This is a genomic window from Ruicaihuangia caeni (genome assembly GCF_040536845.1).
GTDB classification, from domain to species: Bacteria; Actinomycetota; Actinomycetes; order Actinomycetales; family Microbacteriaceae; genus Ruicaihuangia; species Ruicaihuangia caeni.
In genome coordinates this window covers 1,046,519-1,070,698 of sequence record NZ_CP159582.1, presented here as the reverse complement: position 1 = coordinate 1,070,698, position 24,180 = coordinate 1,046,519, and the positions used below count along the sequence as shown (strand labels likewise).

Below are 24,180 nucleotides of genomic sequence, written 5' to 3'. Positions count from 1 at the left end.
ACCTCGCGAGAACCCTCCGCCTCGCGAGCAACTCCCACCTCAGGAGAACCCCAAACGGTTCCGTCCCGACGTTGCAAGTAACTAACTAAGTAACTTACTATCTGGGAGTGGCTTACTCGTCTCACGTTGCGAAGGTGCTCGAGCACATGCACGATCCGCGCCTGATGGATCCCGACGGTTCCTTACTCGAGCTCGACCGGATGCCGGGCGCAGAACAGGCCGAGATCGCAGACGTGATGCGGGCCATGATGGAGTGGAAGCTCGCTGAGGCCGAGCAGAGCAAGGCATCGAGCAAATACATGGCTCTTTCCGAACGCGAGATGCGCGCCATCAGATTCATCCTCGCCGGGCACCGGTGCGGAGTGGCTGTCACGCCCGCCATGCTCAGCGAGTACCTCGAGATCACGAGCGCCGCGACGACCAAGCTGCTCGACCGGCTAGAGGCGGGTGGGCACACGACGCGCTCTCCCCACCCGACCGACCGGCGAGCGATCACCCTGGCCGTGACCGAGGAGACCCGTCGCGACGCCAGGGACCACGTCGGTGTCTCGCATGCCCGCCGCTTTCAGGCTGCCGCGCGCCTGTCGAGCGAGGAGCGACAGATCGTGGTGCGCTTTCTGCGCGACCTCGCTCACACCTCGGGGGATTCCTGATGGTCATCGAAGGCAGCACGCGAAGCCTCGAGCGGGTCGTGCTGCTCGATGACGAGCGGAAGCCCGCCGGTGCAATGCCGAAGCACCTGGTTCACAGCGAGAAGACGCCGCTGCACCTCGCGTTCTCGTGCCACGTCGTCGACGACGACGGCCGCGTGCTGGTGACGCGGCGTGCGCTGAGCAAGGCCACCTGGCCCGGAGTCTGGACCAACGCCTTCTGCGGGCACCCCGGGCCCGACGAACCCATCGACTCCGCGATCGTCCGCCGCGCCGAGCACGAACTGGGCCTCGCGATCGACCGCATCGAGCCCCTGCTGCCCGACTTCGCCTATCGCGCCACTGACGCCTCTGGTGTGGAGGAGAACGAGTTCTGCCCGGTGTACTCGGCGCGCGCCATCGGCGATCCGGCCCCGAACCCCGACGAAGTGCAGGAGTACCGCTGGGTGCAGCCCGACGACCTCGCCCGGGCGGTGCACGCCGCCCCCTGGGCGTTCAGCCCCTGGCTCGTCTGGCAGCTCGACGAACTCGCCGGTCGCCCCCGCACCGTGCTCATAGAACCGAGGAGGTCGCAATGAGCGCACTGCAACTGGAGCGCGAACTCGAACGCGACCGCGTCGACCTTGCGCGAGTGGAGTCGCGGCTGCGCGACGTGGCGCTGCGCATCAGCAGCACGAACACGGTCCGGTTGCCGTTCGACGCGATTCGCGGCTCGATCACGCGGTCGCTGAGCGGCGGGAAACGCATCCGCCCCCTCCTTCTCCTGCACACCTATCGCCGGCTCGAGGAGCAGCGCGCCAGCTCGCACGACACCGATTCGTCGTCGTCAAAGACCGCTTCGGGCGTGATCGACATCGCCGCCGCGTTCGAGTTGCTGCACGCGGCATTCGTCGCGCACGACGACGTCATCGACGGCGATCTGAAGCGCCGTGGCGACCTGAACGCGGTCGGCGAGGCGGTGTCGCTCGCGGTGGAGCACGGTGTGGCGCCGAAGGCGGCGGCGCGACTTGGGGTGACCGCCGGCATCCTCTCCGGAGATCTCCTGCTCGGCACGGCGTACTCGCTGGTGGCGCGGGCGACGCTCCCGACGGAGGTGCGGTCGTCGCTGCTCGATCTTGTGGATCGAACGCTGCTCGATTCGGCCGAGGGCGAGTACGCCGACGTCTGGTTCAGCATCGCCCCTTCGCACGCCGACCCCGAGCGCGTCGTCATCACCAGCGAGCTCAAGACCGCGCGCTATTCGTTTCAGGCGCCATTGCTCGCCGCGGCAACGCTCGCGACGTCTGAACCGGCCGTGCGCGATGCGCTCGATGAGATCGGCGCAGCGCTGGGCACGGTCTACCAGTTGCGAGACGATGTGCTGGGCGTCTTCGGCAATCCCGAGACAACTGGCAAGTCGGCGCTCGGTGATCTTCGCGAGGGCAAGCACACCCTTCTTGTGGAACTGGCACGGTCAACGGATGCCTGGCGTGGAGCCAGCGACCGGTTCGGCAAACCCGACCTTGATGAGGTCGATGCCGAGCGCCTGCGCGGGGCCCTTCGCGATTCGGGGGCTCTCGCCCAGGTCGAGAGCGAGATCCAGCGCCGAGTCGACTCGGCCGCCCGGCGGATCGATGAAGCTCCATTGCCGCAGGAACTGCAGACCTACCTCGCCCACTTACTCACCCGATGCGCGGAGCGGACATCATGATCGACTCAATGACCCTCGACCGCTACGAGACATGCGCGTCTCATGTCGCCCGGGTGGTGCTCAGCGACTACTCCACCTCGTTCGGGATGGCGACCAGACTGCTCGCACCCCGCTATCGCCCGCATATCGCGAACATCTACGGCCTGGTGCGCATTGCCGACGAGATCGTCGACGGCCCTGCCGAGTGCGCCGGGCTCGTGGCGGGAGAGCGGCTCGAATTGCTGGATGCCCTGGAGAACGAGGTGTACGACTCGATCCGGCGAGGGTTCAGCACGAATCTCGTGGTGCACGCCTTCGCTTGCACCGCAGTGCACGCCGGCATCGGAAGCGACCTGATCGCACCGTTCTTCAGGTCGATGCGCGCTGACCTCGACCTCACGCGGCTCGACGAGACCGCATTCCGCGAGTACGTCTACGGGTCGGCCGAGGTCGTGGGGCTCATGTGTCTGCGGGTCTTCCTGCAAGACGCGCGCCCCGACGCTGCCGAGCGCGCCGTGCTGGTCGACGGCGCGCGTCGGCTCGGGGCCGCGTTTCAGAAGATCAACTTCCTCCGCGATCTCGGCGACGATGCGCGAGGGCTGGGGCGCTCCTACTTCCCGAACGTCGACAGCGGTCGGTTGGGCGAGTCGGAGAAGCGCGAGATCACCGAGTCCATTCGCGCGGATCTCGAGGCCGCCGAGGCGTCGATCCGCCTGCTGCCCGCAGGTGCGCGCCGCGCCGTCGCGACCGCGCACGGCCTCTTCTCCGAACTCGAGAAGCGCATCGAACGCACTCCTGCCGAGGCCATCATCGACAGGAGGATCAGGGTGCCGGATGCGGTCAAGCTCCTCATCGCGCTCCGTGCCTCGCTGAGGTGGTCCGCGTGAGCGGCCGCGCGAACGCGAGCGCCTCTCCTCCGGGGGCGCGACGCCACGCAGTCGTCATCGGCGCGGGGGTCAGCGGCCTGGCCACCGCGGCGCTCCTGCTGCACGAGGGCCTCGACGTCACGGTGCTCGAGCAGCGAGACGAAGTCGGCGGCCGCGCGGGCACGTGGGAACGCGACGGGTTCGTCTTCGACACCGGACCATCGTGGTTCCTGATGCCTGAGGTATTCGATCACTTCTACCGGATGCTGGGCACCTCGCTGGCCGAGCAGCTCGACCTCGTCAGGGTCGACCCCGCCTACCGCGTCTTCTTCGAACCCGCCGGCGCGACAGGGGCTGAAGAGGCCGAGCCGCTCGTGCTCAGCAGCGGCATCGACACCGTCGCCGCTGCATTCGAGGCGATCGAGCCCGGCGCCGGTGCAGCAATCAGAAAGTACCTCGAATCGGCTGGCGACGCGTACCGCTTGTCGGTCGACCGCTTCCTCTACAACCCGTTCACGCGGCCGTCGGAGCTATTGCAACCCCAGGTGCTTCGCCGCCTTCCCCGCCTCGTGCGCATGCTCTCTGAATCGCTCCACCGTCGGGTCGGGAGGACAGTGCGCGACCAGCGGCTTCAGAAGGTTCTGGAGTTCCCGGCGGTGTTCCTCGCGAGTTCGCCCTTCACCGCGCCGGCCATGTACCACCTCATGAGCCACCTCGACCTGAGCGACGGCGTCTACTACCCGCAGGGCGGCTTCTCCGAGCTGATCCGCTCGATGCGCCGGCTTGCTGACGGGGCCGAGTTCGTGATGGGTGCCGAGGCGATCCGCATCCTGACCAGCGACTCTCAGGTGACCGGCGTGAAGTGGCGCGACAGGTCCGGCGAGGTGAGCACGATCGACGCGGATGTCGTTGTGAGCACAGCCGACATGCACCACACCGAGACCCGGCTGCTCGATCCGGAGGACCGGTTCCGCCCGAAAACGGATTGGGATCGAGTGGATGCCGGTCCGAGTGCCGTGATCGCGATGCTCGGGGTGGACGGTCCGATCCCGCAGCTCGAGCACCACTCGCTGTTCTTCGCGGACGATTGGCGCGGCAACTTCGAAGCGATCCGCGATGGCAACATGCCGGAGCGCCCTTCCTTCTACGTGTGCATGCCCAGCCATTCCGATCGTTCCGTCGCGCCGGAAGGCAGCGAGAACCTCTTCATCCTGATCCCCGGACCAGCAGCCCCATCGCTCGGGTCGGGAGGACTCGACGGGCAGGGGAATCCGGCGGTCGAAGCAGCCGCCGACCGCGCCATCGATGCACTTGCCGCGCGGGCCGGAATCCCGGATCTCAGAAAGCGCATACTGGTGCGCCGCACGCTCGGCCCTCGCGACTTCGAGCGCGAGTTCTCATCGTTCAAGGGGAGCGCGATCGGGTACGCGCACACGCTGCGACAGAGCGCGATGTTCCGCGGTCGAACTGCATCGCGCCGGGTCTCCGGGCTCTACGCGGCGGGTGGCACCACCGTGCCGGGCGTCGGTGTACCGATGTGCCTCATCAGCGCCGAACTCGTGGTGAAGCACCTGAGAGGCGACTCCTCGCCCGGTCCACTGCCTGAACCCGCCGGAGTGCCCAGCGGGTCGAGCACGCCCCTCGAGAGTCGCCCCTGATGTCGCTGCTCTATCTCGCGCTGCTCCTGATCTCGCTCATGGGATCGCTGCTCGTCGACGCGCGCTTCTCGCTCTTCCTCTGGCGAGAGCCGCGTCGGGCCGCCGTCGTGCTCCTGATCGGATTCGTCTTCTTCCTGACGTGGGATCTCGTCGGCATCGGTTCCGGCGTGTTCCTGCACCTCGATTCCGCCTGGTCCTCCGGCATCCTCGTCGCGCCGCACCTGCCGATCGAGGAACTGGTGTTCCTGCTGTTCTTCTGCCACCTGAGCATGGTGCTGCTCACCGGGAGCTCCCGTCTGCTCTCGGCGAAGCGAGAGAGAGTGAGGGAGCGCTCGTGAGCTACGCACTGTTCTCCGCGGGCTTCCTCGCCCTCTCTCTCGTCGTTCTCGCCGTGGCTCTGATCAGCAGCGGGCGGGGCCCCGCGATCGTCGCCAGGTGGTGGCGCCCATGGCTCCTCAGCATGGTCGCGCTGCTGCTCCTCACAGCGGTCTTCGACAATGTCATGATCTGGGCAGGGCTCTTCGACTACGAGTGGTCGCAAACCGCCGGCGTGCGGGTGCTGCTGGCACCCGTCGAAGACTTCGCGTACCCCGTGGCAGCGCTGCTGCTGCTGCCAGGGCTTGCGCTGCTCGCTCGCGCGCCCGACACCTCCGAGCGCGTTCCGGAGGGAGACCTGTGAGCTGGACGTCGCGCAATACGGTGCGGCCGGTGCTCTCCACCGTCGTGCTGTCCTCAAGACCGCTCAGTTGGATCAATACGGCGTTCCCCTTCGCCGCCGTCTGGTGGCTCAGCACCGGCACCGTCGATGCGTTCATGGTCCTCGGAACCCTTTTCTTCCTGGTGCCCTACAACCTGCTGATGTACGGGCTGAACGACGTGTTCGACTACGCGTCCGATCTGGCGAATCCACGCAAGGGAGGCGCCGAAGGGGCGCTCGTCCCACCCACGCTGCACCGGATGCTGGTGATCGTGTCGGTCGCGTCAGCGCTGCCGTTCGTGATCGCACTCGTCGTCGCGCAGCCCGCAGCATCGCCCGTGCTCGCTCTGAGCCTCTTCGCGGTCGTCGCCTACTCGGTGCCCCGGCTCCGCTTCAAAGAGATACCGGTGCTCGACTCGCTCACTTCCAGCACCCACTTCGTCTCGCCCGCGCTGTACGCGGTCGCCGCGGCCGGCACGGTCGTCACGCCCGCGCTCGCCGCTATCCTCGCCGCATTCTTCCTCTGGGGCGTCGCGAGCCATGCGTTCGGTGCGGTGCAAGACATCGAGCCCGACCGCAGCGCGGGAATCCGCTCCATCGCGACGGAGTTCGGTGCTCGCGCCACCGTGCGGCTGAGCGCCGCTCTGTGGGCGATCGCGGGGCTGCTGCTGCTCGGCACGCAGTGGCCTGGGCCCCTTGCGGCCGTGCTGACGCTGCCCTACGTGGGCATCGCGCTGTCGCATTTCAAGATCGACGATGTCACAGCATCCGAGTCGAATCGCGGTTGGCGCAAGTTCCTCTGGGTCAACTACGTCTGCGGCTTCCTCGTGACGATGCTGCTGATCTGGTGGTCGTTCGAACGCTAGTCGGAGGGTCGGTCGAGGCCGGCTCCCTTGGGAAGGTCGGAGTGCTCCGTGACCGCAACCGAAACCGCGGCTGCAACCGCAACTGAGCCCGAACATGGTCCAGAAACGACCGGCCGCAGGTTGGCCCTGGTCACCGGGGCGACCGGCTACGTCGGCGGACGGCTCGTGCCGCGGCTTCTGGAGGACGGGTTCAGGGTGCGCGTCTACACGAGATCGCCCGACAAGCTGCGCGACGTCGAGTGGTATCCCGACGTCGAAGTCGTGCGCGGGTCGCTGCCGGCGGCCACCGAGCTCGACGAGGCGATGCGCGGCGTCTTCGTCGCCTACTACCTGGTGCACTCGATGACCGCCCGCGGCGACTTCGGCGGTGAGGAGCTCCGCGCCGCGGTCTCATTCGCGAGGGCGGCCGAGTCCGCTTCGGTGTCGCGCATCGTCTACCTCGGCGGCTTGCACCCGGAGCACCGACCGCTCTCGAGGCATCTCGCCTCGCGCGCGGCTGTCGGGCAGGTGTTCCTCGATTCGGCGGTTCCCGCCGCGGTGCTGCAAGCCGGCACCATCATCGGGTCGGGCTCGGCATCGTTCGAGATCATTCGGCACCTGACCGAGGTGCTGCCGTACATGCCCGCGCCGAAGTGGGTTCGCAACTTCGTGCAACCGATCGCCATCCGAGATGTGTTGCACTACCTCTCGAAGGCTGCCGACCTGCCTCCGGATGTGAACCGTGAGTTCGACATCGGAGGGCCAGACGTACTGCGCTACGGGCAGCTGATGAACGGCTACGCCGTCGAAGCGGGCCTGCCCCAGCGGCCAATCGCGGCGCTTCCCGTCTTGACTCCCTGGCTCGCCTCGCAGTGGATCAACCTGGTCACCCCGGTGCCACGCGATCTGGCGGTGCCGATCGTCGAGTCGCTGCAGCACTCCTGCGTGGTGAGGAACCACGATGTCGACGGGTTCATCGCTCCTCCGCCCGGAGGGCTCCTGGGCTATCGCGAGTCGGTGCGGCTCGCGCTTGCTCGCATCGACGCGAGCGAAGTCCCGACCACCTGGCGGGGCGCTTCGCTCGCAAAGGCCCCGAGCGACCCCCTCCCATCGGACCCTTCATGGGCGGGGCGCACGGTGCTGAGCGATGAGCGGGAGCGCGAATCCACCGCTTCGCCCACTGACCTCTGGCTGGTGCTGCAGTCGATCGGAGGCCCAAACGGCTGGTATTCGCTGCCGTGGGCGTGGTCGTTGCGGGGCACGATCGACAAGCTCTTCGGCGGCGTCGGGCTGTCGCGCGGGCGGCGCGATCCATCGCGACTGCGGCAGGGCGATGTGATCGACTTCTGGCGGGTGGAATCGCTCGACCCGCCCCACCGCATCGTGCTCCGAGCCGAGATGCGCGTGCCCGGCGACGCCTGGCTCGAGCTCACGGCCAGTCCTGGGACGGGTGGTGGCTCGGTGTACCGGCAGCGCGCGGTCTTCCTGCCCAGAGGACTCAGCGGGCGCCTCTATTGGATGACGCTCGTGCCCATGCACGCGCTCATCTTCGGCGGCATGGCACGGCGAATCGTGCGCGCCGCCGAGCATGAGCGGGCGTCAGCCTCAGTGGCGGCTTCGTCCTCCGACGCCGAAAGCTGAACTCGCGCCCCGCCCACAGATGGGAGCCGGGCGCGAGTTCTCGGGACGACGGTCGATGCCCCCGGCGACCTCGCGGTGAGGTCGCGAGAAAGCGTCAGGCCTGCTCGTCTGGGCGGGAAGCCGGCTTCCCCTGACCGGATGCCGCGTCGTCGTGCCGGTGGTCGGTGTTGCTGTCGTTCGGAGCCGGCGTGCGCAGATCGTCGATGGCGAGCTGGTCATCGCCCGGTTCCACCGGGGGAACCGGCGTGCCGGTCGGACCGCCCTCCTCGGAGCCGCCGGAGGCGGAGGCGGGAGGGGAGCTGGGCCGCGACCCGGAGCCGCCCGCGGCATCCGCCTGAGCGTTCATCCACGCGACGCCGTCTACAGGCTGTGTGCGGTCGAACGGCCCACTCGGCTGACCGCCCGGGGTTGCGCCGTACGGCACTGTCGGCTGCGCAGCGGAAGACGCCGACGCGGCGGAAGCAGTGGGGGCCGAAGGCGCCGACGGGAACGAGCCCGCGCCCGTCGCCGCGCCCTGATACGGCGACGCGTAGGCGCCGCTGTACGCGGCGGCGGCGCCGGCGGTGGAGCCGAACGCATCCGCCCCGCTCCGACGGCGCGCGAGCGAGATGATGCCGCCGACCACCGCACCGACCACGAGCAAGGCTCCGAAGGCGCCGACGAGGACGACGAGCATCGACGGCCGCTCGAAGAATGACGGCAGACGGAGATCGGTGAGCGTCGCGATCAGCACCAGGGCTGAGACGATGATTATCGCGAAGCCCCAGACGATTGTTGATGCCCTGGGGGTCATTGCACTGCTCCTTCGGTGATGATCGTTATGTCGCCTGCGCCCAGTGTGATCGTCAGGTTGAGTCCGGTCGACCAGGTGCGGCCCCGGTCGATCGCGGCGTTGTACTGCTCGCGCGTGACGCCTGGCGGAAGCACCTCGTGCCGTCCGGTCCAGAGCGACATGCGGTCGCGATCCTCGCTCTCGACCGTGGCCCGACCGACGCCATGCCGAACGTCGAGCTCGACGACCGCTTCGTCAGGGAGGATCACCGTGACGTCACCAGCGCCGGTGATGAGACTGACATTGCCCCACGGCCGGTCGCTCGATCTGGCGAAGGGATCAGCGGGCAGGTCGACGCCGTCCCAGTAGTCGCTGAGGTCGAGCGTCGCCTCGCCCGCACCCACGAGGTAGGTCTGCGAGGTCGGGGAGTAGCTCGGTTCGTAGTGCACATTGCCGGCGAAGACCACCCGGGCCCCAACGGAGACGACGGATGCCGCGACCAGCGCGAACGCCACGATCCACGCCATGCCGCTTGCGCCGCCACTGCGCTTGCCCATGATGCCGTTGATGACGATCGCCAGCCCGAGCACGCCGAGGGTGGTGGCGAGTCCCGCGATCACGGCCTGTTGCGTGATCTGGTCACCGCCGACCGCGAGCAGCACTGCGGCGCCCGCGATGATGGAGACGCCGATCGCTGCGAGGCTGTACAGCGGGTTCGATCGTGTGCGGGCGTACTCGGCCCGGCGTTCCGCGGCCGCCTGCTGACGCTGGCGGCGCTCTTCCTCGAGGCGGGCCGCCGCAGCGGCCTGCTGCGCGGCGTTCTCGTTTCTCACGTAGTCGTCCTTCTCCTGCTTGAAGCGCGCCTGCTGCTCACGCCAGGCCGCGAGACCATCGGGGTCCGCGGGCGGGGTGGCCGCGGCCGACAGCGGCACGGTGGGCTGGTGGTCGGAGGGCGCCGTGGTCGACGGGTGCGCGTACTGCGCAGTGGTCGCGGTGTCAGCCGCCCACGCCCCCGCGGCGCCCGCGCCCGTCGCCGGCGTCGCCGCCGTCGCCGGTGCGGACTGCTGCGTCGCGTCGAAGTGCTGAGTGCCGTGAGCGCCGGTGTAGCCGCCGCCGGGCGTCTGTGCCGCTGCGCCGTTGCTTCCGTTTCCCGATGGCCCCGACTTGCGAGCGATCGCCACGACCGCCCAGATCGCCAGGCCGATGAGCGCCAGCGTCCACAGCACGGAGAAGACCGCACCGATCGGTCCGCCGAAGTTCCAGTCGAATCCGAACCAGTCGTTGAAGGCGAAGAACGGCCAGAGCAGGAAGCTGAAGGGCGCGAACCCGTTGCCCCATGGCCAGAGCACCAGCAGGGCCATCACGGCGATACCCGCCATCGCGCCGTTCACGCGTCCGCGGCCGAGTTCCTCGGCGTGAATGAGGTTCGACCGGTCGGGCAGCAGGGCCCACGCCGCCGCGTACAGCAGCAGCACTGGTGCGCCGAGCAAGCCGAGCACCACGAGGATGCCGCGCACGATGATCGGGTCGATGCCCAGGCGCAGCGCGACACCGGCGGCGACGCCGCCGAGCCAGCCGGGCTGCCGAGTGATGCTGAGCGAGCGCAGCCAGGCGAAGAAGCGATTCCCGCTCTGCGGCTGCTGCGGCGCCGACGTGTCTTGAGAGGCGTGGTTCTGCATGGTCCAATGCTCTCGAGCCGGGGGCCCCACTGCCATGGGGTGTTCCCCTGAACCGACCCCGAGAGGGGACCCTGACCGCTGCGTCAGGTGCTTGGATTGCTGTCATGACCCCACCCGCGCCGCTTGTCTCGCGCCGCACGCCAGGCGTGCCAACGCGCATGCTCCGTCCCCGGGGCGCGATGCTCGGGGGCGTGTGCGCGGGCGTCGCGGAGCATATGCAGTGGCCCGTCAATTGGGTGCGCGCGGGCGCGGTGGTGTTCACGCTGCTCGGCGGCGGGGCGGCACTGCTGTATGTGTGGCTCTGGGCGCTGACGCCGCTCGAGCCGGCAACGGGAGAGACGGATGCCGCAGCATCCGCTCACCGTGCGTTCCCGGTCGCACCGGTGCTCGTCGGCTTCGCCGCCGTCGCGGCCGTCATCGCCCTGGTGACCGCAGTGGTGGGCGCCTATGCACCCGCTGCCATGGTGGCGCTCGCGGCCCTCGTGCTAACAGCCGCCGCGGTGGCGTGGAGCCTGCTCTTCGACCGGAACGATCCGAAGCGCTCCGAGCGCTACGGCGTGGCGACGCGCACCACGGCCGCCGTCGGGCTGGCGCTCACCGGAGTGCTCCTGCTCGCCACGAGCCCGCCCGTGCCCGCCACGGTCATCGCCGTCGTCATGATCGTCGGCGCCGCCGGCGTGCTCGCCGCTCCCGCGATCGTGCGACTGTGGACCTCCCTGCTCGCCGAGCGCGCCGCCCGGGCGCAGGAGGAGAGCCGCGCCGAGGTCGCCGCGCACCTGCACGACTCCGTGCTGCAGACGCTCGCGCTCATCCAGAACCGCGCGGGCGCCTCGAGCGAGATCGCGCGCATCGCGAGGGCTCAGGAGCACGAGCTTCGAGACTGGCTCTTCGCGGGGACTAAGCCCAGCGATGCTGACTTCGCGGCCCAGCTTCGCGAGGTCGCGCTCGAGCTCGAGTTGCAGCACGCCGTGCGCTTCGACGTGGTGACGACCGGGGACTTCACCGATCGGTCGTTCCCAGCGGTGCTGGCAGCTGCTCGCGAGGCCATGCTGAATGCGGCTCGGCACGCCGGCGGCGAGGTGTCGGTGTACGTCGAGCTCTCGGCATCCGATCTCGATGTGTACATCCGTGATCGAGGCCCCGGCTTCGACATCGGCGCCATGCCGGAGGGGCGCATGGGAGTGCGAGGCTCGATCATCGGCCGCATGGCGCGCCACGGGGGCACCGCGACCGTGACCAGCGACGAGAACGGCACGCAGGTTCACCTGCACAGCCCAGTGGTGGCCCATTCGGGCTCGCGCAGCGCGCCGTCACCGCAGAGCGCGCCGTCACCGCAGAGCGCGCCGTCACCGCAGAGCGCTCCCGAGCCGAGCGAGCCTCGGGCGAGTTCAGCAGATACCCAAGGAACCGAAGGGCGAGAGCGATGACTCACGAGAGCGACATCAGTTCAGCGGATGCCGGTGCCGGTGCAGCGGCTCCGCCGCCGCTGCGCGTGCTGATCGTCGACGATCATTCGATCTTCCGCTCCGGCCTTCGGGCCGACCTTGATGCATCGCTCGATGTCGTCGCGGAGGCGGCCACCGTCGACGACGCCGTCGCGTTGATCGCGCAGCACCTGCCAGACGTGGTGCTGCTCGATGTGCACCTGCCCGGGGGAGCGGGCGGCGGCGGCGCGGAGGTGCTGCAGCGCAGCAGCGCGTTGCTCGACCGGGTCAAGTTCCTCGCTCTGAGCGTCTCGGACTCCGCCGAAGACGTCGTCGGCGTGATCCGCGCCGGAGCCCGCGGCTACATCACGAAGGGCTCCTCAGGGGCCGAGGTGTCGCGCGCCGTGCGCACTGTCGCGGCCGGTGACGCGGTGTTCTCGCCGCGACTCGCCGGCTTCGTGCTCGACGCCTTCGGTGCGGTGGCTGGTGAGCAGGCCGCCGCTGACGACGAGCTCGACCGGCTGTCGGCGCGCGAGCGCGAGGTCATGCGCCTGATCGCTAGAGGCTATGCCTATAAGGAGGTCGCGAGCGAGCTCTTCATCTCGATCAAGACGGTCGAGACCCACGTTTCAGCGGTGCTGCGCAAACTGCAGTTCTCGTCGCGCCACGAACTCACCGCCTGGGCGCTCTCTCGCAAGCTCCTCTAGCCGCGCAGGAGGGTGCCGGCAGAACAGAAGCGGGGCGGATGCCGTGCAGCATCCGCCCCGCTTCATGAATCGATCAAGCGTCAGCCCGCGAAGAGCTGCTGCAGACGCTGAATGCCCTCGAGCAGCGGCTCGTCGCCGAGCGCGTACGAGAGCCGGATGTAACCGCTCGGGCCGAACGCCTCACCGGGCACCACCGCGACCTCGGCCTGCTCGAGGATGAAGTCGGCAAGCTCGAGCGAGGTGGTCGGGGTGACGCCGCGCCACTCGCGGTTCAGCAGCCCCGAGACATCCGCGTACACGTAGAACGCGCCCTTGGGCGTGGGCACGCGCATGCCCTCGATCTTGCTCAGCTCGGCGACGGCCACCTTGCGGCGGCGGTCGAATGCCTGGCGCATCTGCTCGATCGGCTCCCATGGGCCGTTGAGCGCCGCGATCGCGGCACGCTGCGAGATGTTCGACACGTTGGAGGTGAGGTGCGACTGCAGGTTCGCTGCGCCCTTGATGGCGTCTTCGGGGCCGACCATCCAGCCCACACGCCATCCCGTCATGGCATACGTCTTCGCCACGCCGTTGACCAGGATCGTGCGGTCGGCGAGCTCGGGCACCGCCTCGACGATCGAGGTCGCACGGATGCCGTCGTACACGAGGTTCTGGTAGATCTCGTCGCTGATCACCCACAGACCGTGCTCGAGGGCCCACTCGCCGATCGCCTTCACCTGCTCGGGTGAGTAGACCGCGCCGGTGGGGTTCGAGGGCGACACGAAGAGCAGCACCTTGCTGCGCTCGGTGCGAGCCGCCTCCAGCTGCTCAACCGTGACGAGGTAGTCCTGGTCGCTGCCGGCGAACACCTCGACCGGCACACCGCCCGCGAGCTGGATCGCCTCGGGGTACGTCGTCCAGAAGGGCGTCGGCATGAGCACTTCGTCACCGGGATCGAGCAGCGTCGCGAACGACTGGTACACCGCCTGCTTGCCGCCGTTCGTGACGATCACGCGTGACGGGTCGACTTCGAGCCCGCTGTCGCGCAGCGTCTTCGCCGCGATCGCCTCTCGAAGCTCGGGTAGGCCGACCGCCTGCGTGTAGCGGTAGTTCTTGAACTCGAGCACTGCGGCGGCGGCGGCCTCCACGATGTGCGGGGGAGTGGCGAAGTCGGGCTCGCCTGCGGCATAGCTGATGACGGGGCGGCCCTGTGCTTGCAGGGCCTTCGCCTTGGCGTCTACCTTGAGCGTCGCCGACTCGCTGATCGATGCGATTCTGCGGGAGATACGGGGGAATTCAGGCACGGGATCAGCCTAGCCACCGCGACCCGAGCGCGAGAGTGCGTTACGGCATCCGCGGCGCGTTCCCCCTGCCAAGGAAGAGCGTCTTGAGCCGGATGCCGCCGGGGCTTGCTCCTCGTTCGTTTTGGAGCGCTCAGGCTCCTGACTTACACTGTTCGAGGTGGTTGAAATCTGCCAAGATTTGCGCTGCCCGTTTCAGGTGTGAGACCCGCACATGACGCGGCTCGCAGCGGAGGTTAGGCTGGTTCCTTCCAATCCCTGGAACGTCAGGCGAGATGCCTGTCGCGATGGGGGAAGCCCGCATCGACAATGCGAAGGGCGGTGGCGCAATTGGTAGCGCAGCGGTCTCCAAAACCGCAGGTTGCAGGTTCGAGTCCTGTCCGCCCTGCAAGTTGCTCCTCGCGGAGCGGCTTGACCCGTGACAACGGCAGAAGGTAGTGATGGCCAAGAACGTCGTCGACGAGCCCAGCGAGGAAGTCGTCGCAAACGCGAAGAAGGATCGCGCAGAGCGTCGCGGCCCCTTCGCGCGGATCGCCCTCTTCCTGCGTCAGGTCGTCAACGAACTGAAGAAAGTCGTCACGCCGACGCGCAAGGAGCTGCTGAGCTTCACGGGCGTCGTGCTCGTGTTCGTGGTCATCATGATGGGACTGGTCGCAGTACTCGACCTCGGATTCGGCACGCTCGTCGCGTACGTGTTCGGTAACGGTCCGGTCAATTAGCCGAGCAGTTCGGCTGGAATCCGAGGCGGCGACGACCATGTCGGAACCGCACAAGAACGGAATGGGAATCAGTGTCTGAAGAAGAGCGCCGCGACATCGACCTCGCGACTGCCGCGGAGCAGTCGTCGGAGGAGGACGAAGCGCAGGAGGGCTCTGTGCTCGACGGCGACATCGAATCGAGCGAGCCCGCCGAGGAGAAGGCGCTGCACGTCGTCGATGAGAACAGCGATGGCGATGACGACATCCAGAGCCTGATCGACGCCCTGGATGCCGCAGTCGACCCTGAGGCCGACGCCATGGTCGACGACGCGCTCGACATCGACTCGGCCGACGAGGCCGAGGCCGCGGCCGAGGCGACCGAAGACGAAGAGGCCGAGCAGGACCCGTACGCCGCATTCCGCGCCGAACTGCGCGTGCTTCCCGGCAAGTGGTACGTCGTGCACTCCTACGCCGGCTTCGAGAAGCGCGTGAAGTCCAACATCGAGAGCCGCAAGATCAGCCTCGGCATGGAGGACTACATCTACGACGTGCAGGTTCCGATGGAAGACGTCGTCGAGATCAAGAACGGCCAGCGCAAGCTGGTGAACCGCGTGCGCATCCCCAGCTACGTGCTCGTGCGCATGGACCTCAATGAAGACAGCTGGTCGGCCGTGCGCCACACCCCCGGAGTCACCGGGTTCGTCGGCAACGCGCACAACCCGACGCCGCTGCGCTTCGAAGAGGCGTTCAACATGCTGAAGAGCACTGTGCAGGTCGAGGCGGCGCCGGCCGCCAAGGGAGCCGCGAAGGGCCAGAAGGCCGCAGCCCGCGTCATCCCCGCCGAGGTCGACTTCGAGATCGGCGAGACCATCACCATCAAGGAGGGCTCGTTCGCAGGCCTCCCCGGCACGATCAGCGAGATCAAGCCCGAGAGCGGCAAGCTCACGGTGCTCGTGTCGCTCTTCGAGCGTGAGACCCCGGTCGAGCTCAGCTTCGACCAGGTCACCAAGCTCTAACACCGGCTCAAGCGCCGCCGCGCGCTCTACGACCACCGCAGCCCGTCCGGGTTCGCGGGAGAGCGGTCAGGAATTCGCCTGCTGCTCGAACACCAGAAGAAGGAAGAACAATGGCACCGAAGAAGAAGGTCACGGGTCTGATCAAGCTTCAGATCCAGGCCGGCGCCGCCAACCCCGCCCCGCCGATCGGTCCGGCGCTGGGTCAGCACGGCGTGAACATCATGGAGTTCTGCAAGGCCTACAACGCGGCCACCGAGTCGCAGCGCGGCAACGTGATCCCCGTCGAGATCACCGTGTACGAAGACCGTTCGTTCACGTTCATCCTGAAGACTCCTCCGGCCGCCGAGCTCATCAAGAAGGCCGCTGGCGTTGGCAAGGGTTCTGCCACCCCGCACACGAGCAAGGTCGGCAAGCTGAGCCGTGACCAGGTGCGTCAGATCGCCGAGCAGAAGATGCCCGACCTGAACGCCAACGACGTCGCCGCTGCCGAGCAGATCATCGCCGGCACCGCCCGCTCGATGGGCATCACCGTCGAGTCCTGACTCACGGGTGCTTCGGCTCTGAACGGATGCCGCAGCGCCAACCGAGCGGCATCCCACCGCTCATCACACCTTTCGTGGCAGCGCCGGCCAGGCGCGACGACCACACTCTCTGAAGGAGAACCAACATGGCACAGAAGTCCAAGGCCTACCGGGCCGCGGCCGAGAAGATCGAGGCCGGAAAGTACTACACGCCCGAGGAGGCCGTCGGCCTCGCTCGTGAGACCGGCTCGGCCAAGTTCAACTCGACCGTCGAGGTCGCGCTGAAGCTCGGCGTCGACCCCCGCAAGGCCGACCAGATGGTGCGCGGTACCGTCATTCTTCCTCACGGCACCGGCAAGAGCGCGCGCGTCATCGTCTTCGCGACCGGCCCTGCGGCCGAGGCTGCGATCGCGGCCGGCGCTGACGAGGTCGGCGGCGACGAGCTCATCGAGAAGGTCGCCGGCGGGTACACCTCGTTCGACTCGGCGGTCTCGACCCCCGAGCTCATGGGCAAGGTCGGTCGTCTCGGTAAGGTCCTCGGTCCGCGTGGCCTCATGCCGAACCCCAAGACCGGCACCGTCACCCCCGACGTCGCGAAGGCCGTTTCCGACATCAAGGGCGGAAAGATCGAGTTCCGCGTCGACAAGCACGCCAACGTGCACTTCGTGATCGGCAAGGCCGCGTTCGAGGCCAAGCAGCTGGAGGAGAACCTCCGCGCGGCACTCGACGAGATCGTGCGCCTCAAGCCCGCTTCGGCGAAGGGCCGCTACGTGCAGAAGGGCGCCGTGTCGACCACCTTCGGCCCCGGCATCCCGCTCGACGTCACCGCGATCTGATCTGGGCTGATCTGATCTGATCGCAGCCCGACGCTGCTATCGCGTGAAGAGGGTCCGCTTCGGCGGGCCCTCTTCTGCGTTCGGTCGCAGCGCACTGCGGCGGCGAGCGCTCGCTCGGCGTTAGGCTCGACCCATGGCACGACGGCTGCCGCACTGGCTCGGGACGCTCACATCGCTCGTCGTGCTGCCCGGCATCATCGGCGTGCTGCTGCCCTGGCTCATCACGAGGTGGGACGTCGCCGACTGGGGAATCATGCAGCCGTTGGCGATGGGCCTCGCCTTCGTGCTGATCATCGGTGGTGCGTGGTTCCTCACTCACTCCTACGTGAGATTCGCGGGCGAAGGAGCAGGTACGCCGTCACCGCTCGTGCCGGCCGAGCAACTCGTCGTCGGCGGCGCCTACCGCTTCGTGCGCAATCCGATGTACCTCGCGATCTTCGCGGTGCTCGCCGGTCAGGTGCTCTTCTTCGGGTCGCTCTGGCTCGTGCTGTACACGATCGTGATCGTCATCGCGAGCGTGCTGTTCGTGCGGTTCTACGAGGAGCCGCGCCTCGAGCGACGATTCGGCGAGCAGTACCGCCGCTATCGCGCGGCCGTGCCGGCGTGGTGGCCTCGCGCCACTCCGGCGCACGTGGAATGACCGAGCGCCGGCCGCTCGGAAGCTCAGCGGCCATTCCGTTGTTCACCATGACAGTTGCCCACGTCCATCCCATCGCACAGGAGTCTCCTTGACAGCACCCCACCAGCCCGCCCGCCCGACGCTCATGGTCGTGATCGCCAGCATCCGTGACGGAAGAGTGGGGTTGCCGGTCGGCCAGTGGTTCGAGTCCGTTGCGCGCGCGCACGCCGGCTTTGATGTGAGCCTGGTCGACCTCAAAGAGCTCGCTCTGCCGCTCATGACCGAGCCGAACCACCCGAGGCTCAAGCAGTACACGCAGGAGACCACGTGGCAGTGGAGCCGGATGGTCGAGAGCGCCGACGCGTTCGCGTTCGTCATGCCCGAGTACAACCACGGAGTGAGCGCCCCGCTCATCAACGCCATCGACTACCTGTTCCAGGAGTGGCACGACAAGACGGCGGGGCTCGTCTCGTACGGCGGCGTCTCCGGCGGCTTGCGGGCGGCTCAGCACCTGAAGCCGGTCTTGTCGACGGTCGGGCTGCACACGGTGGTCGAGGCCGTGTCGATCCAGATGGTGCGCAACCACGTGCACGATGGCGTCTTCGCGCCCGATCAGCACGCGACAGCGTCCGCTGACGCCATGCTCGATGCGATGCTGCGAACGGATGCCGCTCTCCGCACCCTTCGCGACGCCGCCTGAGTCACCGGGCGATCCGCCCAGCGCGCCGCGGCGCTGCTGACCCCTACGGGAAGGGCTCAACCTTGGTCGGGCCGGCCGGTCATGCTTCTGCGTGTGACCGGCCAGCCGAAACCGGTGCCGAAGCCGTGAGACGGTGTCAGGAGCCCGCGATGTCGAGCACGATCTTGCCGCGGGTGTGGCCCTCTTCGAGTGCCGCGTGCGCGGCGGCCGCCTCAGCGAGCGGAAACACCCGGTCGATGTGCACCTTCACATCGCCGTCTTCGATCAGCCTGGTGATGGTGTCGAGGGTGCGCGCGTCTGGTGAGACCTTGTAGTCGGTGGCGCGGATGCCGGCATCCGCCGCCTCCTCGATGAAACCGGTCCAGCTGCCGGTCGGCACGTTGACGAGCAGGCCACCCTTGCGCAGGGTCTTCAGCGATCGCGAGCCGGTGTTGTCCTTCACATTGCCGATGAGGTCGATGACCGCGTCGACCTCTGAGACCTCGTCTTCGAAGCGCGATGTCGTGTAGTCGATCACCTCGGCGGCTCCTAATTCGCGCAAGAACGAGACGTTGCGCGTCGAGCCTGTCGCGATGACGTGGGCGCCGAAGTAGCGGGCGAACTGCACTGCGAAGTGACCGACGCCCCCCGAGCCGGCGTGGATCAGCACCCGCTGCCCCTCATGCGCACGAGCCACGTCGACGACCGCGCCCCAGGCGGTCAGCGCGGCGAGCGGCACCCCGGCTGCCTCGATGTGGGTCAGATTCTTCGGCTTGCGGGCCACGCTCATCTCCGACACCGGTGCGAACTGGGCGTAGGTGCCAGGGATGCGCGGTGTCGAGGACATCCCGTACACCTCGGTGCCCGGTTCGAGCGGGTGCGTGACGTAGGGCGACTCGACCACGACACCGCTGAAATCTGCTCCAAGAGTCACCGGGAACCCGGTGAACGCTGCGGAGACGCCGCCGCCGGCGCGGCTCTTGGCCTCGATCGGGTTGATGCCCGCGGCGTGGACCTCGATGAGGAACTCCGCGCTGATCTTCGGCGGCACCGGCACCTCTGCGATCTCGAGGACCTCGGCCGGTCCGGTGCGGTTGATGACAGCTGCGCGCATGGTGGTGCTCATGCGGGCAAGCCTAGTTCGGGGCCTATTCGGGGTTACGGGGTGTTGCGGCGGCAGCGACACGGCCGCAGCTGTTCGCTCAGAACGTCGGCCTCGGGCGGAGGCAGCAGTGCAGTGACGGCGCGTGCGGCGGCTGCGCGTCGAGGCGGGTCAGTGCCGGAGCAGTTCGAGCAGCCGGTCGGCCATGGTCACCAGGCGGTAGATCTCGTCTTCGTCGCGCTCGACCCACCGGCATCGCGGGTCGCCGACCGGCACGAAATCGTCGTGCTGCTCCCACACCACCAGGGTGCGCTCTGCGCCGAGCACGTACTGCTGCCACCACACCTGCCGCAGGTACGAGCGCGGGATCGACTTCCATGCGGTCGTGGTCGTCTTGATCTCGGCCAGTTCGAGCGCTCCGCCACCCCGTACGGCGATCCCGTCTGGCGTCGCGAGGTGCAGCGGCGAGTTGGAGGCGTGGAACAGCGCATCGCTCGGCACGATGCCGTACTCCGCACGCACCCAACGCGCGATCTCCGGCTCTCGCTGACGTCCGTGGTCGGTATAGGCGTTCCCGGCGAACCCGGTGCCGTAGCGCTTGTCGCGCACCACCGATTGGAGTGCGCGCTCACTGCTGAAACGGGCGACATCGGTCGCGGTCACGCCGCGAGCGCGAGCGCGCAGCCACGCGACGCGGTCGCTCGACCGGGCGAGGATTCGCGCGAGGTGCGGATGCTGCTGAGCATTGCCGATCGCCGGGTTTGCGCCGTTGCCGATGCCCAGAGCCGCGGTCGATCCGAGCATCGCGGGCTCGGCGAGAGTCGGCTGGTCGCGTTGAGCCGCACCGGGAGATTGCAGCGCCATCGGCGAGAAGAGACCTGCATCCGTTCGCTTCCGCTGCTGCTGGCGGGGATCGCTCTGCTCCACCCGGAGCGGCAGCACGGGCTGCGCAGCGGTGTCGACAGGAACGGTCACCGCTCCATTGTCTCCCCTTGTGCGCGAGTGAGGGCACCCAGAGAATCCCGCGAGCCGGTGCGATCGACTGCGGAGCGCGGCGGGCCCGGTATCGCCCCAGCATGTTCATAGACAACTCATAGCCCTCGGCGGGATGCTGAAGCCATGGCACCTGGCAGCGACCCGCGCACTGCGCCCGCGGCATCCGCAGAGGCTCCCCGTCTCACCCGCCTCGACGGCAGCCCGGTGCGCGCGCTTGTGGTCGACGACGAGGAGAGCCTGAGTGACCTGCTGCACATGGCGCTGCGCTATGAGGGCTGGGAGGTCCGCACGGCGGCCACGGGCCAAGCAGCGCTGACGCATGCGCGCGAGTTCAAGCCCGACGTGATCGTGCTCGACATCATGATGCCCGACCTCGACGGGCTGGAGGTGCTCCGAAGGCTCCGCACCAGTGGCGACGATGTTCCAGTGCTCTTCCTCACCGCGAAAGACGCGGTCGACGATCGCGTGGCAGGCCTCACCGCCGGCGGCGACGACTACCTGACCAAGCCGTTCTCGCTGGAAGAACTGGTCGCCCGGCTGCGCGCACTGATCCGCCGCACCGTGACGATCAGAGCGGATGCCGTCGACCCCGAGCTGCGGGTCGGCGATCTCGTGCTCAACGAGGACAGCTACGAAGTGCACCGGGGCGGCACCCCGGTCGAGCTCACCGCCACCGAGTTCGAGCTGCTGCGCTACCTCATGCGCAACCCTCGCCGCGTGCTGTCGAAGGCGCAGATCCTCGATCGCGTCTGGAGCTACGAGTTCGATGGCAAGGCGAGCGTGGTCGAGCTCTACATCTCGTATCTGCGCAAGAAGATCGACTCGCTGGGCCCCGCGATGATCCACACGGTGCGGGGGGTCGGCTACATGATCAAGCCGGCACCATGACCGACCGACAGACGGATGCCGTCGAGGCTCGCGTCTCAGTCCCGCCCGCTCCGTCGCCGCCCGAATCACAAGCTGCGCCCCCAGGAGAGGCGGCCAACTCGCAGCTCGCAGTCGCTGGTCGGCCGCGGTTCTCCCGCGCGCCGTGGTCGCTCAGACGTCGGCTGATGCTCGGCGTCATCGCGATGATCGCGGTGCTGGGCCTCGTGGTCGGTGTGGTCAGTGTGCTGGCCCTCAGGGGGCTCCTCATGTCGCAGCTCGATCAGCAAGTGGCGCTGGCGCAGCAGCGCAGCGAGCGCGCGATCGAGGCCGAACTGAGCGCGCCAGGCAACGCGGCCCCCGGGCTCGGCAACGCGCAATCGAGCGGAACGATCGGTCTGGTCGTGCTCGACGGGGTGGTCGTTCGGGCCCAGTACTTCGATGAGCGCGCTGAGGTGCACACGCTCACGCGCTCGCAGCTCAGCGCGCTGCTCGGCGTCGAGGCCGACGGCATCCCTCGAACCGTCGAGCTGGGCGGTGAACTCGGCAACTACCGGGTCACGCAGGTCGAACTCGCACCGGGCCTCGGGCTCGTGGTCGGTCTGCCGCAGCAGCAGGTGGACGACGCGGTGCGAAACCTCACCCTCGCGATCGCGGCCATCACCGCGGCTGCGCTGATCGTGACCGCGCTCGCGGGAGGCATGGTGGTGCGAGCGGCGCTGCGCCCGCTCGACCGCGTCGCGGCGACCGCCGGTCGTGTCGCGCAGCTTCCGCTCGATCGCGGCGAGGTCGAGCTGGCCGAGCGGGTCGCACTCGATGACCCGCGAACCGAGCTCGGCCGCCTCGGGCAGGCGTTCAATCGCATGCTCGACCACGTGCTCGCAGCGCTCGCCGCTCGTGAGGCGAGCGAGCGACGCGTACGCCAGTTCGTCGCCGACGCGAGCCATGAGCTGCGCACGCCCCTCGCCTCGATCCGCGGGTATGCCGAGCTCACACGGCGAGGTGCTGACGTCTTGCCCGACGACACCAGGCACGCGCTCGCCCGCATCGAATCCGAATCGGTGCGGATGACCGGACTCGTCGACGAGTTGCTGCTGCTCGCGAGGCTCGATGCCGGCACCGAGCTCTCACGGCATCCGGTCGACATCGGTGCGCTGCTGCGCGACGCCGTGGCCGACGCGGCAGCGGCTGCGCCCGACCATGAGTGGTCGCTCGACGCGCCCGATCAGCCGGTCACTGTGAACGCGGATGCCGCGAGGCTCCAGCAGGCCGTCGGCAATCTGCTTGCGAATGCGCGCCTGCACACCCCGGCGGGCACGCGTGTCGAGGTGGCCCTCTCGTCGCACGTCCCGCAGATGCCGGATCACGGCTCGTCACGCGAGGTGCTCATCACCGTGACCGACGACGGCCCTGGCATCGCACCCGAATTGCAGGCGACGCTCTTCGAGCGCTTCGTGCGCGGCGAACGCTCTCGCACGCGCGCCAACGGTGGCAGCACGGGGCTCGGGCTCGCCATCGCGCGCGCCATCGCCGAGGCGCACGGGGGATCGCTGACCGTCGAGAGCCGACTTGCCGAGCCGAGTGCCACGGAGGCGACGGATGCCGCGGCGTCCGGCTTCACCCGATTCACCCTCCGCCTGACTGCGATCGCCTGAAGAACTGTGCTGCCCGCCTGCCCGCCTGGCGGTCGCCCCTGGAGCCGGTGTTGCCGATTTGCGCGTAGCGACACCCTCCGCGTACCCTTGTCGAAGCCAAAGACCGCCGGTTGTCGCGTGCCCGAAGGGGTGTGCGACCGAAGGTTCACCAAGGGTGAAGGCCTGCGCAGGTGTATGAAGTGAGATTCCAAGACGGATGCCAAGCATCCGTCGGCAGGACCAAGCTCCGTGCGCGTGCGCCGGAGCTTTTTTCATTGGTGCGCCAGGGGCTACCGGCTCAATTCATCAAGGAGCGCCATGGCGAACAAGGAAGCCTCGGTTGCCGAGCTCACGGAGAAGTTCCAGAGCTCGACCGCCGTTCTGCTGACCGAGTACCGCGGCCTCACTGTCGCTCAGCTCAAGCAGCTGCGCAAGTCGATCAGTGCGGACGCAACGTACGCCGTGGTGAAGAACACGCTGACCAAGATCGCGGCGAACAACGCCGGGATCACGGCGTTCGACGACCAGCTCGCTGGCCCGTCGGCGATCGCATTCGTTCACGGCGACCCTGTCGCCGTTGCAAAGTCCCTGCGTGACTTCGCCAAGGCAAACCCTCTGCTCGTGGTCAAGGGCGGTTACTTCGACGGTAACGCCCTCAGCCCCGAAGAGGTCACCAAGCTCGCCGACCTCGAAAGCCGTGAGGTGCTGCTGGCCAAGCTGGCCGGTGCCTTCAAGGCCTCGCTGTTCGGTGCTGCATACCTCTTCAACGCTCCGCTGTCGAAGGCCGTTCGCACGGTCGACGCGCTGCGTGAGAAGCAGTCCGCCTAATCCGCGGTACGACAACAACCACTACAAACCCTGCCAACAAGGAGATAGAAATGGCCAAGCTTTCCACTGAGGAGCTGCTCGAGGCGTTCAAGGAGCTCACCCTCATCGAGCTCAGCGAGTTCGTCAAGGCGTTCGAGGAGACCTTCGAGGTCACCGCTGCCGCCCCCGTCGCCGTTGCCGCGGCCCCCGCCGCCGGTGGCGCTGCTGGCGGTGCCGAAGAGGCCGAGGAGAAGGACTCGTTCGACGTCGTTCTCGAGGCCGCAGGCGACAAGAAGATCCAGGTCATCAAGGAGGTGCGCTCGCTCACCAGCCTCGGCCTGGGTGAGGCGAAGGCGCTCGTCGACGGCGCTCCGTCGACCGTCCTCGAGGGTGCCAACAAGGAGACCGCCGAGAAGGCCAAGGCCCAGCTCGAAGAGGCCGGCGCCACCGTCGTCCTCAAGTGAGCCGCGCCCCGCGAGGGGCAGTCGCCACGGCGACAACGGAACACTGCACCGGATGC

General features: G+C 68.1%; 26 protein-coding genes and 1 tRNA gene. 22 read left to right on the top strand and 5 right to left on the bottom strand.

Annotated features, from left to right (window positions below):
* The first annotated feature begins 107 nt into the window (after positions 1 to 107).
* Genes ABV606_RS04885 through ABV606_RS04845 form a run of 9 tightly spaced genes read left to right on the top strand, consistent with a single transcriptional unit; the run spans position 108 to position 8,026 of the window.
* Entirely contained in the window at positions 108 to 653 is a 546-nt protein-coding gene (locus tag ABV606_RS04885) for a MarR family winged helix-turn-helix transcriptional regulator (protein WP_281488659.1), read from the top strand.
* Positions 653 to 1,228, top strand: coding sequence for an isopentenyl-diphosphate Delta-isomerase (gene idi / locus ABV606_RS04880; protein ID WP_353988574.1), 576 nt, complete (start codon positions 653 to 655; stop codon positions 1,226 to 1,228). Before ABV606_RS04885 ends, idi begins: the two co-directional genes overlap by 1 nt.
* Entirely contained in the window at positions 1,225 to 2,340 is a 1,116-nt protein-coding gene (locus ABV606_RS04875) for a polyprenyl synthetase family protein (RefSeq protein ID WP_353988573.1), read from the top strand. The genes idi and ABV606_RS04875 overlap by 4 nt, the downstream gene beginning before the upstream one ends.
* Positions 2,337 to 3,206 carry a phytoene/squalene synthase family protein gene (locus ABV606_RS04870; RefSeq protein WP_353988572.1) on the top strand — a complete coding sequence of 290 codons (870 nt, stop codon included), beginning with the start codon at positions 2,337 to 2,339 and terminating at the stop codon, positions 3,204 to 3,206. The genes ABV606_RS04875 and ABV606_RS04870 overlap by 4 nt, the downstream gene beginning before the upstream one ends.
* Positions 3,203 to 4,843 carry a phytoene desaturase family protein gene (gene crtI / locus ABV606_RS04865; RefSeq protein WP_353988571.1) on the top strand — a complete coding sequence of 547 codons (1,641 nt, stop codon included), beginning with the start codon at positions 3,203 to 3,205 and terminating at the stop codon, positions 4,841 to 4,843. The genes ABV606_RS04870 and crtI overlap by 4 nt, the downstream gene beginning before the upstream one ends.
* Positions 4,843 to 5,181 carry a lycopene cyclase domain-containing protein gene (locus tag ABV606_RS04860; protein ID WP_281488654.1) on the top strand — a complete coding sequence of 113 codons (339 nt, stop codon included), beginning with the start codon at positions 4,843 to 4,845 and terminating at the stop codon, positions 5,179 to 5,181. Before crtI ends, ABV606_RS04860 begins: the two co-directional genes overlap by 1 nt.
* Positions 5,178 to 5,522 (top strand): lycopene cyclase domain-containing protein, encoded by a 345-nt coding sequence (locus tag ABV606_RS04855; protein ID WP_281488653.1) that lies wholly within the window; start codon positions 5,178 to 5,180, stop codon positions 5,520 to 5,522. The genes ABV606_RS04860 and ABV606_RS04855 overlap by 4 nt, the downstream gene beginning before the upstream one ends.
* Entirely contained in the window at positions 5,519 to 6,406 is an 888-nt protein-coding gene (locus ABV606_RS04850) for a prenyltransferase (RefSeq protein ID WP_353988570.1), read from the top strand. The genes ABV606_RS04855 and ABV606_RS04850 overlap by 4 nt, the downstream gene beginning before the upstream one ends.
* A gap of 48 nt (positions 6,407 to 6,454) precedes the next feature.
* Positions 6,455 to 8,026: an SDR family oxidoreductase gene (locus tag ABV606_RS04845; protein WP_353988569.1), complete on the top strand. Its 1,572-nt coding sequence runs from the start codon at positions 6,455 to 6,457 to the stop codon at positions 8,024 to 8,026.
* Positions 8,027 to 8,120: 94 nt separating this feature from the next.
* Here the strand turns inward: ABV606_RS04845 and ABV606_RS04840 are convergent, their stop codons facing one another.
* Both ABV606_RS04840 and ABV606_RS04835 read right to left on the bottom strand, forming a co-directional pair.
* On the bottom strand, positions 8,121 to 8,819 hold the full coding sequence (locus ABV606_RS04840; RefSeq protein ID WP_353988568.1) for a hypothetical protein: 699 nt from the start codon (positions 8,817 to 8,819) through the stop codon (positions 8,121 to 8,123).
* Complete coding sequence (locus tag ABV606_RS04835) at positions 8,816 to 10,477, bottom strand: PspC domain-containing protein (protein WP_353988567.1); 1,662 nt, start codon at positions 10,475 to 10,477, stop codon at positions 8,816 to 8,818. Before ABV606_RS04835 ends, ABV606_RS04840 begins: the two co-directional genes overlap by 4 nt.
* Positions 10,478 to 10,581: 104 nt before the next feature.
* On the opposite strand from ABV606_RS04835, the gene ABV606_RS04830 reads away from it, so the two are divergent.
* Both ABV606_RS04830 and ABV606_RS04825 read left to right on the top strand, forming a co-directional pair.
* A complete protein-coding gene (locus tag ABV606_RS04830) occupies positions 10,582 to 11,904 on the top strand; it encodes an ATP-binding protein (RefSeq protein WP_353988566.1) in 1,323 nt (440 codons plus the stop codon).
* Complete coding sequence (locus ABV606_RS04825; protein ID WP_353988565.1) at positions 11,901 to 12,608, top strand: response regulator transcription factor; 708 nt, start codon at positions 11,901 to 11,903, stop codon at positions 12,606 to 12,608. The genes ABV606_RS04830 and ABV606_RS04825 overlap by 4 nt, the downstream gene beginning before the upstream one ends.
* An 80-nt stretch (positions 12,609 to 12,688) precedes the next feature.
* Here the strand turns inward: ABV606_RS04825 and ABV606_RS04820 are convergent, their stop codons facing one another.
* On the bottom strand, positions 12,689 to 13,891 hold the full coding sequence (locus ABV606_RS04820) for a pyridoxal phosphate-dependent aminotransferase (RefSeq protein ID WP_281488647.1): 1,203 nt from the start codon (positions 13,889 to 13,891) through the stop codon (positions 12,689 to 12,691).
* Between the two features lie 312 nt (positions 13,892 to 14,203).
* On the opposite strand from ABV606_RS04820, the gene ABV606_RS04815 reads away from it, so the two are divergent.
* The 7 genes from ABV606_RS04815 (at position 14,204) to ABV606_RS04785 (ending at position 18,278) form a co-directional block, all read left to right on the top strand.
* Positions 14,204 to 14,276, top strand: a tRNA-Trp gene (locus ABV606_RS04815).
* Positions 14,277 to 14,328: 52 nt separating this feature from the next.
* Positions 14,329 to 14,607 carry a preprotein translocase subunit SecE gene (secE, locus tag ABV606_RS04810; protein WP_281488646.1) on the top strand — a complete coding sequence of 93 codons (279 nt, stop codon included), beginning with the start codon at positions 14,329 to 14,331 and terminating at the stop codon, positions 14,605 to 14,607.
* A gap of 71 nt (positions 14,608 to 14,678) precedes the next feature.
* A complete protein-coding gene (gene nusG / locus ABV606_RS04805) occupies positions 14,679 to 15,602 on the top strand; it encodes a transcription termination/antitermination protein NusG (protein ID WP_353988564.1) in 924 nt (307 codons plus the stop codon).
* Positions 15,603 to 15,712: 110 nt separating this feature from the next.
* Positions 15,713 to 16,144, top strand: coding sequence for a 50S ribosomal protein L11 (gene rplK / locus ABV606_RS04800; RefSeq protein WP_281488644.1), 432 nt, complete (start codon positions 15,713 to 15,715; stop codon positions 16,142 to 16,144).
* 125 nt (positions 16,145 to 16,269) lie between these two features.
* Entirely contained in the window at positions 16,270 to 16,959 is a 690-nt protein-coding gene (rplA, locus tag ABV606_RS04795) for a 50S ribosomal protein L1 (RefSeq protein ID WP_281488643.1), read from the top strand.
* A gap of 133 nt (positions 16,960 to 17,092) precedes the next feature.
* Positions 17,093 to 17,599 carry a methyltransferase family protein gene (locus tag ABV606_RS04790; protein ID WP_353988563.1) on the top strand — a complete coding sequence of 169 codons (507 nt, stop codon included), beginning with the start codon at positions 17,093 to 17,095 and terminating at the stop codon, positions 17,597 to 17,599.
* A gap of 88 nt (positions 17,600 to 17,687) precedes the next feature.
* Positions 17,688 to 18,278: an NADPH-dependent FMN reductase gene (locus ABV606_RS04785; RefSeq protein WP_281488641.1), complete on the top strand. Its 591-nt coding sequence runs from the start codon at positions 17,688 to 17,690 to the stop codon at positions 18,276 to 18,278.
* A gap of 136 nt (positions 18,279 to 18,414) precedes the next feature.
* Here the strand turns inward: ABV606_RS04785 and ABV606_RS04780 are convergent, their stop codons facing one another.
* Both ABV606_RS04780 and ABV606_RS04775 read right to left on the bottom strand, forming a co-directional pair.
* Entirely contained in the window at positions 18,415 to 19,383 is a 969-nt protein-coding gene (locus ABV606_RS04780; RefSeq protein WP_353988562.1) for an NADP-dependent oxidoreductase, read from the bottom strand.
* 147 nt (positions 19,384 to 19,530) lie between these two features.
* Entirely contained in the window at positions 19,531 to 20,163 is a 633-nt protein-coding gene (locus tag ABV606_RS04775; protein ID WP_353988778.1) for a YqaJ viral recombinase family protein, read from the bottom strand.
* A gap of 315 nt (positions 20,164 to 20,478) precedes the next feature.
* Here ABV606_RS04775 and ABV606_RS04770 point away from each other — a divergent pair, with 315 nt between their 5' ends.
* The 4 genes from ABV606_RS04770 to rplL all read left to right on the top strand — a co-directional run bounded on the left by ABV606_RS04770 (position 20,479) and on the right by rplL (position 24,124).
* Positions 20,479 to 21,243, top strand: a complete 765-nt coding sequence (locus tag ABV606_RS04770) for a response regulator transcription factor (protein ID WP_353988561.1) — start codon at positions 20,479 to 20,481, stop codon at positions 21,241 to 21,243.
* Positions 21,240 to 22,874, top strand: coding sequence for a sensor histidine kinase (locus tag ABV606_RS04765; protein ID WP_353988560.1), 1,635 nt, complete (start codon positions 21,240 to 21,242; stop codon positions 22,872 to 22,874). Before ABV606_RS04770 ends, ABV606_RS04765 begins: the two co-directional genes overlap by 4 nt.
* A 297-nt stretch (positions 22,875 to 23,171) precedes the next feature.
* Positions 23,172 to 23,681, top strand: coding sequence for a 50S ribosomal protein L10 (rplJ, locus tag ABV606_RS04760; RefSeq protein ID WP_281488637.1), 510 nt, complete (start codon positions 23,172 to 23,174; stop codon positions 23,679 to 23,681).
* 50 nt (positions 23,682 to 23,731) lie between these two features.
* Entirely contained in the window at positions 23,732 to 24,124 is a 393-nt protein-coding gene (rplL, locus tag ABV606_RS04755; RefSeq protein WP_281488636.1) for a 50S ribosomal protein L7/L12, read from the top strand.
* Positions 24,125 to 24,180: the final 56 nt, after the last annotated feature.

Bases quoted from the DNA above. Each gene is read 5' to 3' on its own strand.
- idi (WP_353988574.1), top strand. From the start codon at position 653: ATGGTCATCGAAGGCAGCACGCGAAGCCTCGAGCGGGTCGTGCTGCTC.
- ABV606_RS04875 (WP_353988573.1), top strand. From the start codon at position 1,225: ATGAGCGCACTGCAACTGGAGCGCGAACTCGAACGCGACCGCGTCGAC.
- ABV606_RS04870 (WP_353988572.1), top strand. From the start codon at position 2,337: ATGATCGACTCAATGACCCTCGACCGCTACGAGACATGCGCGTCTCAT.
- ABV606_RS04860 (WP_281488654.1), top strand. From the start codon at position 4,843: ATGTCGCTGCTCTATCTCGCGCTGCTCCTGATCTCGCTCATGGGATCG.
- ABV606_RS04840 (WP_353988568.1), bottom strand. From the start codon at position 8,819: ATGACCCCCAGGGCATCAACAATCGTCTGGGGCTTCGCGATAATCATC.
- ABV606_RS04835 (WP_353988567.1), bottom strand. From the start codon at position 10,477: ATGCAGAACCACGCCTCTCAAGACACGTCGGCGCCGCAGCAGCCGCAG.
- ABV606_RS04830 (WP_353988566.1), top strand. From the start codon at position 10,582: ATGACCCCACCCGCGCCGCTTGTCTCGCGCCGCACGCCAGGCGTGCCA.
- ABV606_RS04825 (WP_353988565.1), top strand. From the start codon at position 11,901: ATGACTCACGAGAGCGACATCAGTTCAGCGGATGCCGGTGCCGGTGCA.
- secE (WP_281488646.1), top strand. From the start codon at position 14,329: ATGGCCAAGAACGTCGTCGACGAGCCCAGCGAGGAAGTCGTCGCAAAC.
- rplK (WP_281488644.1), top strand. From the start codon at position 15,713: ATGGCACCGAAGAAGAAGGTCACGGGTCTGATCAAGCTTCAGATCCAG.
- rplA (WP_281488643.1), top strand. From the start codon at position 16,270: ATGGCACAGAAGTCCAAGGCCTACCGGGCCGCGGCCGAGAAGATCGAG.
- ABV606_RS04790 (WP_353988563.1), top strand. From the start codon at position 17,093: ATGGCACGACGGCTGCCGCACTGGCTCGGGACGCTCACATCGCTCGTC.
- ABV606_RS04780 (WP_353988562.1), bottom strand. From the start codon at position 19,383: ATGAGCACCACCATGCGCGCAGCTGTCATCAACCGCACCGGACCGGCC.
- ABV606_RS04775 (WP_353988778.1), bottom strand. From the start codon at position 20,163: ATGCTCGGATCGACCGCGGCTCTGGGCATCGGCAACGGCGCAAACCCG.
- ABV606_RS04770 (WP_353988561.1), top strand. From the start codon at position 20,479: ATGGCACCTGGCAGCGACCCGCGCACTGCGCCCGCGGCATCCGCAGAG.
- ABV606_RS04765 (WP_353988560.1), top strand. From the start codon at position 21,240: ATGACCGACCGACAGACGGATGCCGTCGAGGCTCGCGTCTCAGTCCCG.
- rplJ (WP_281488637.1), top strand. From the start codon at position 23,172: ATGGCGAACAAGGAAGCCTCGGTTGCCGAGCTCACGGAGAAGTTCCAG.
- rplL (WP_281488636.1), top strand. From the start codon at position 23,732: ATGGCCAAGCTTTCCACTGAGGAGCTGCTCGAGGCGTTCAAGGAGCTC.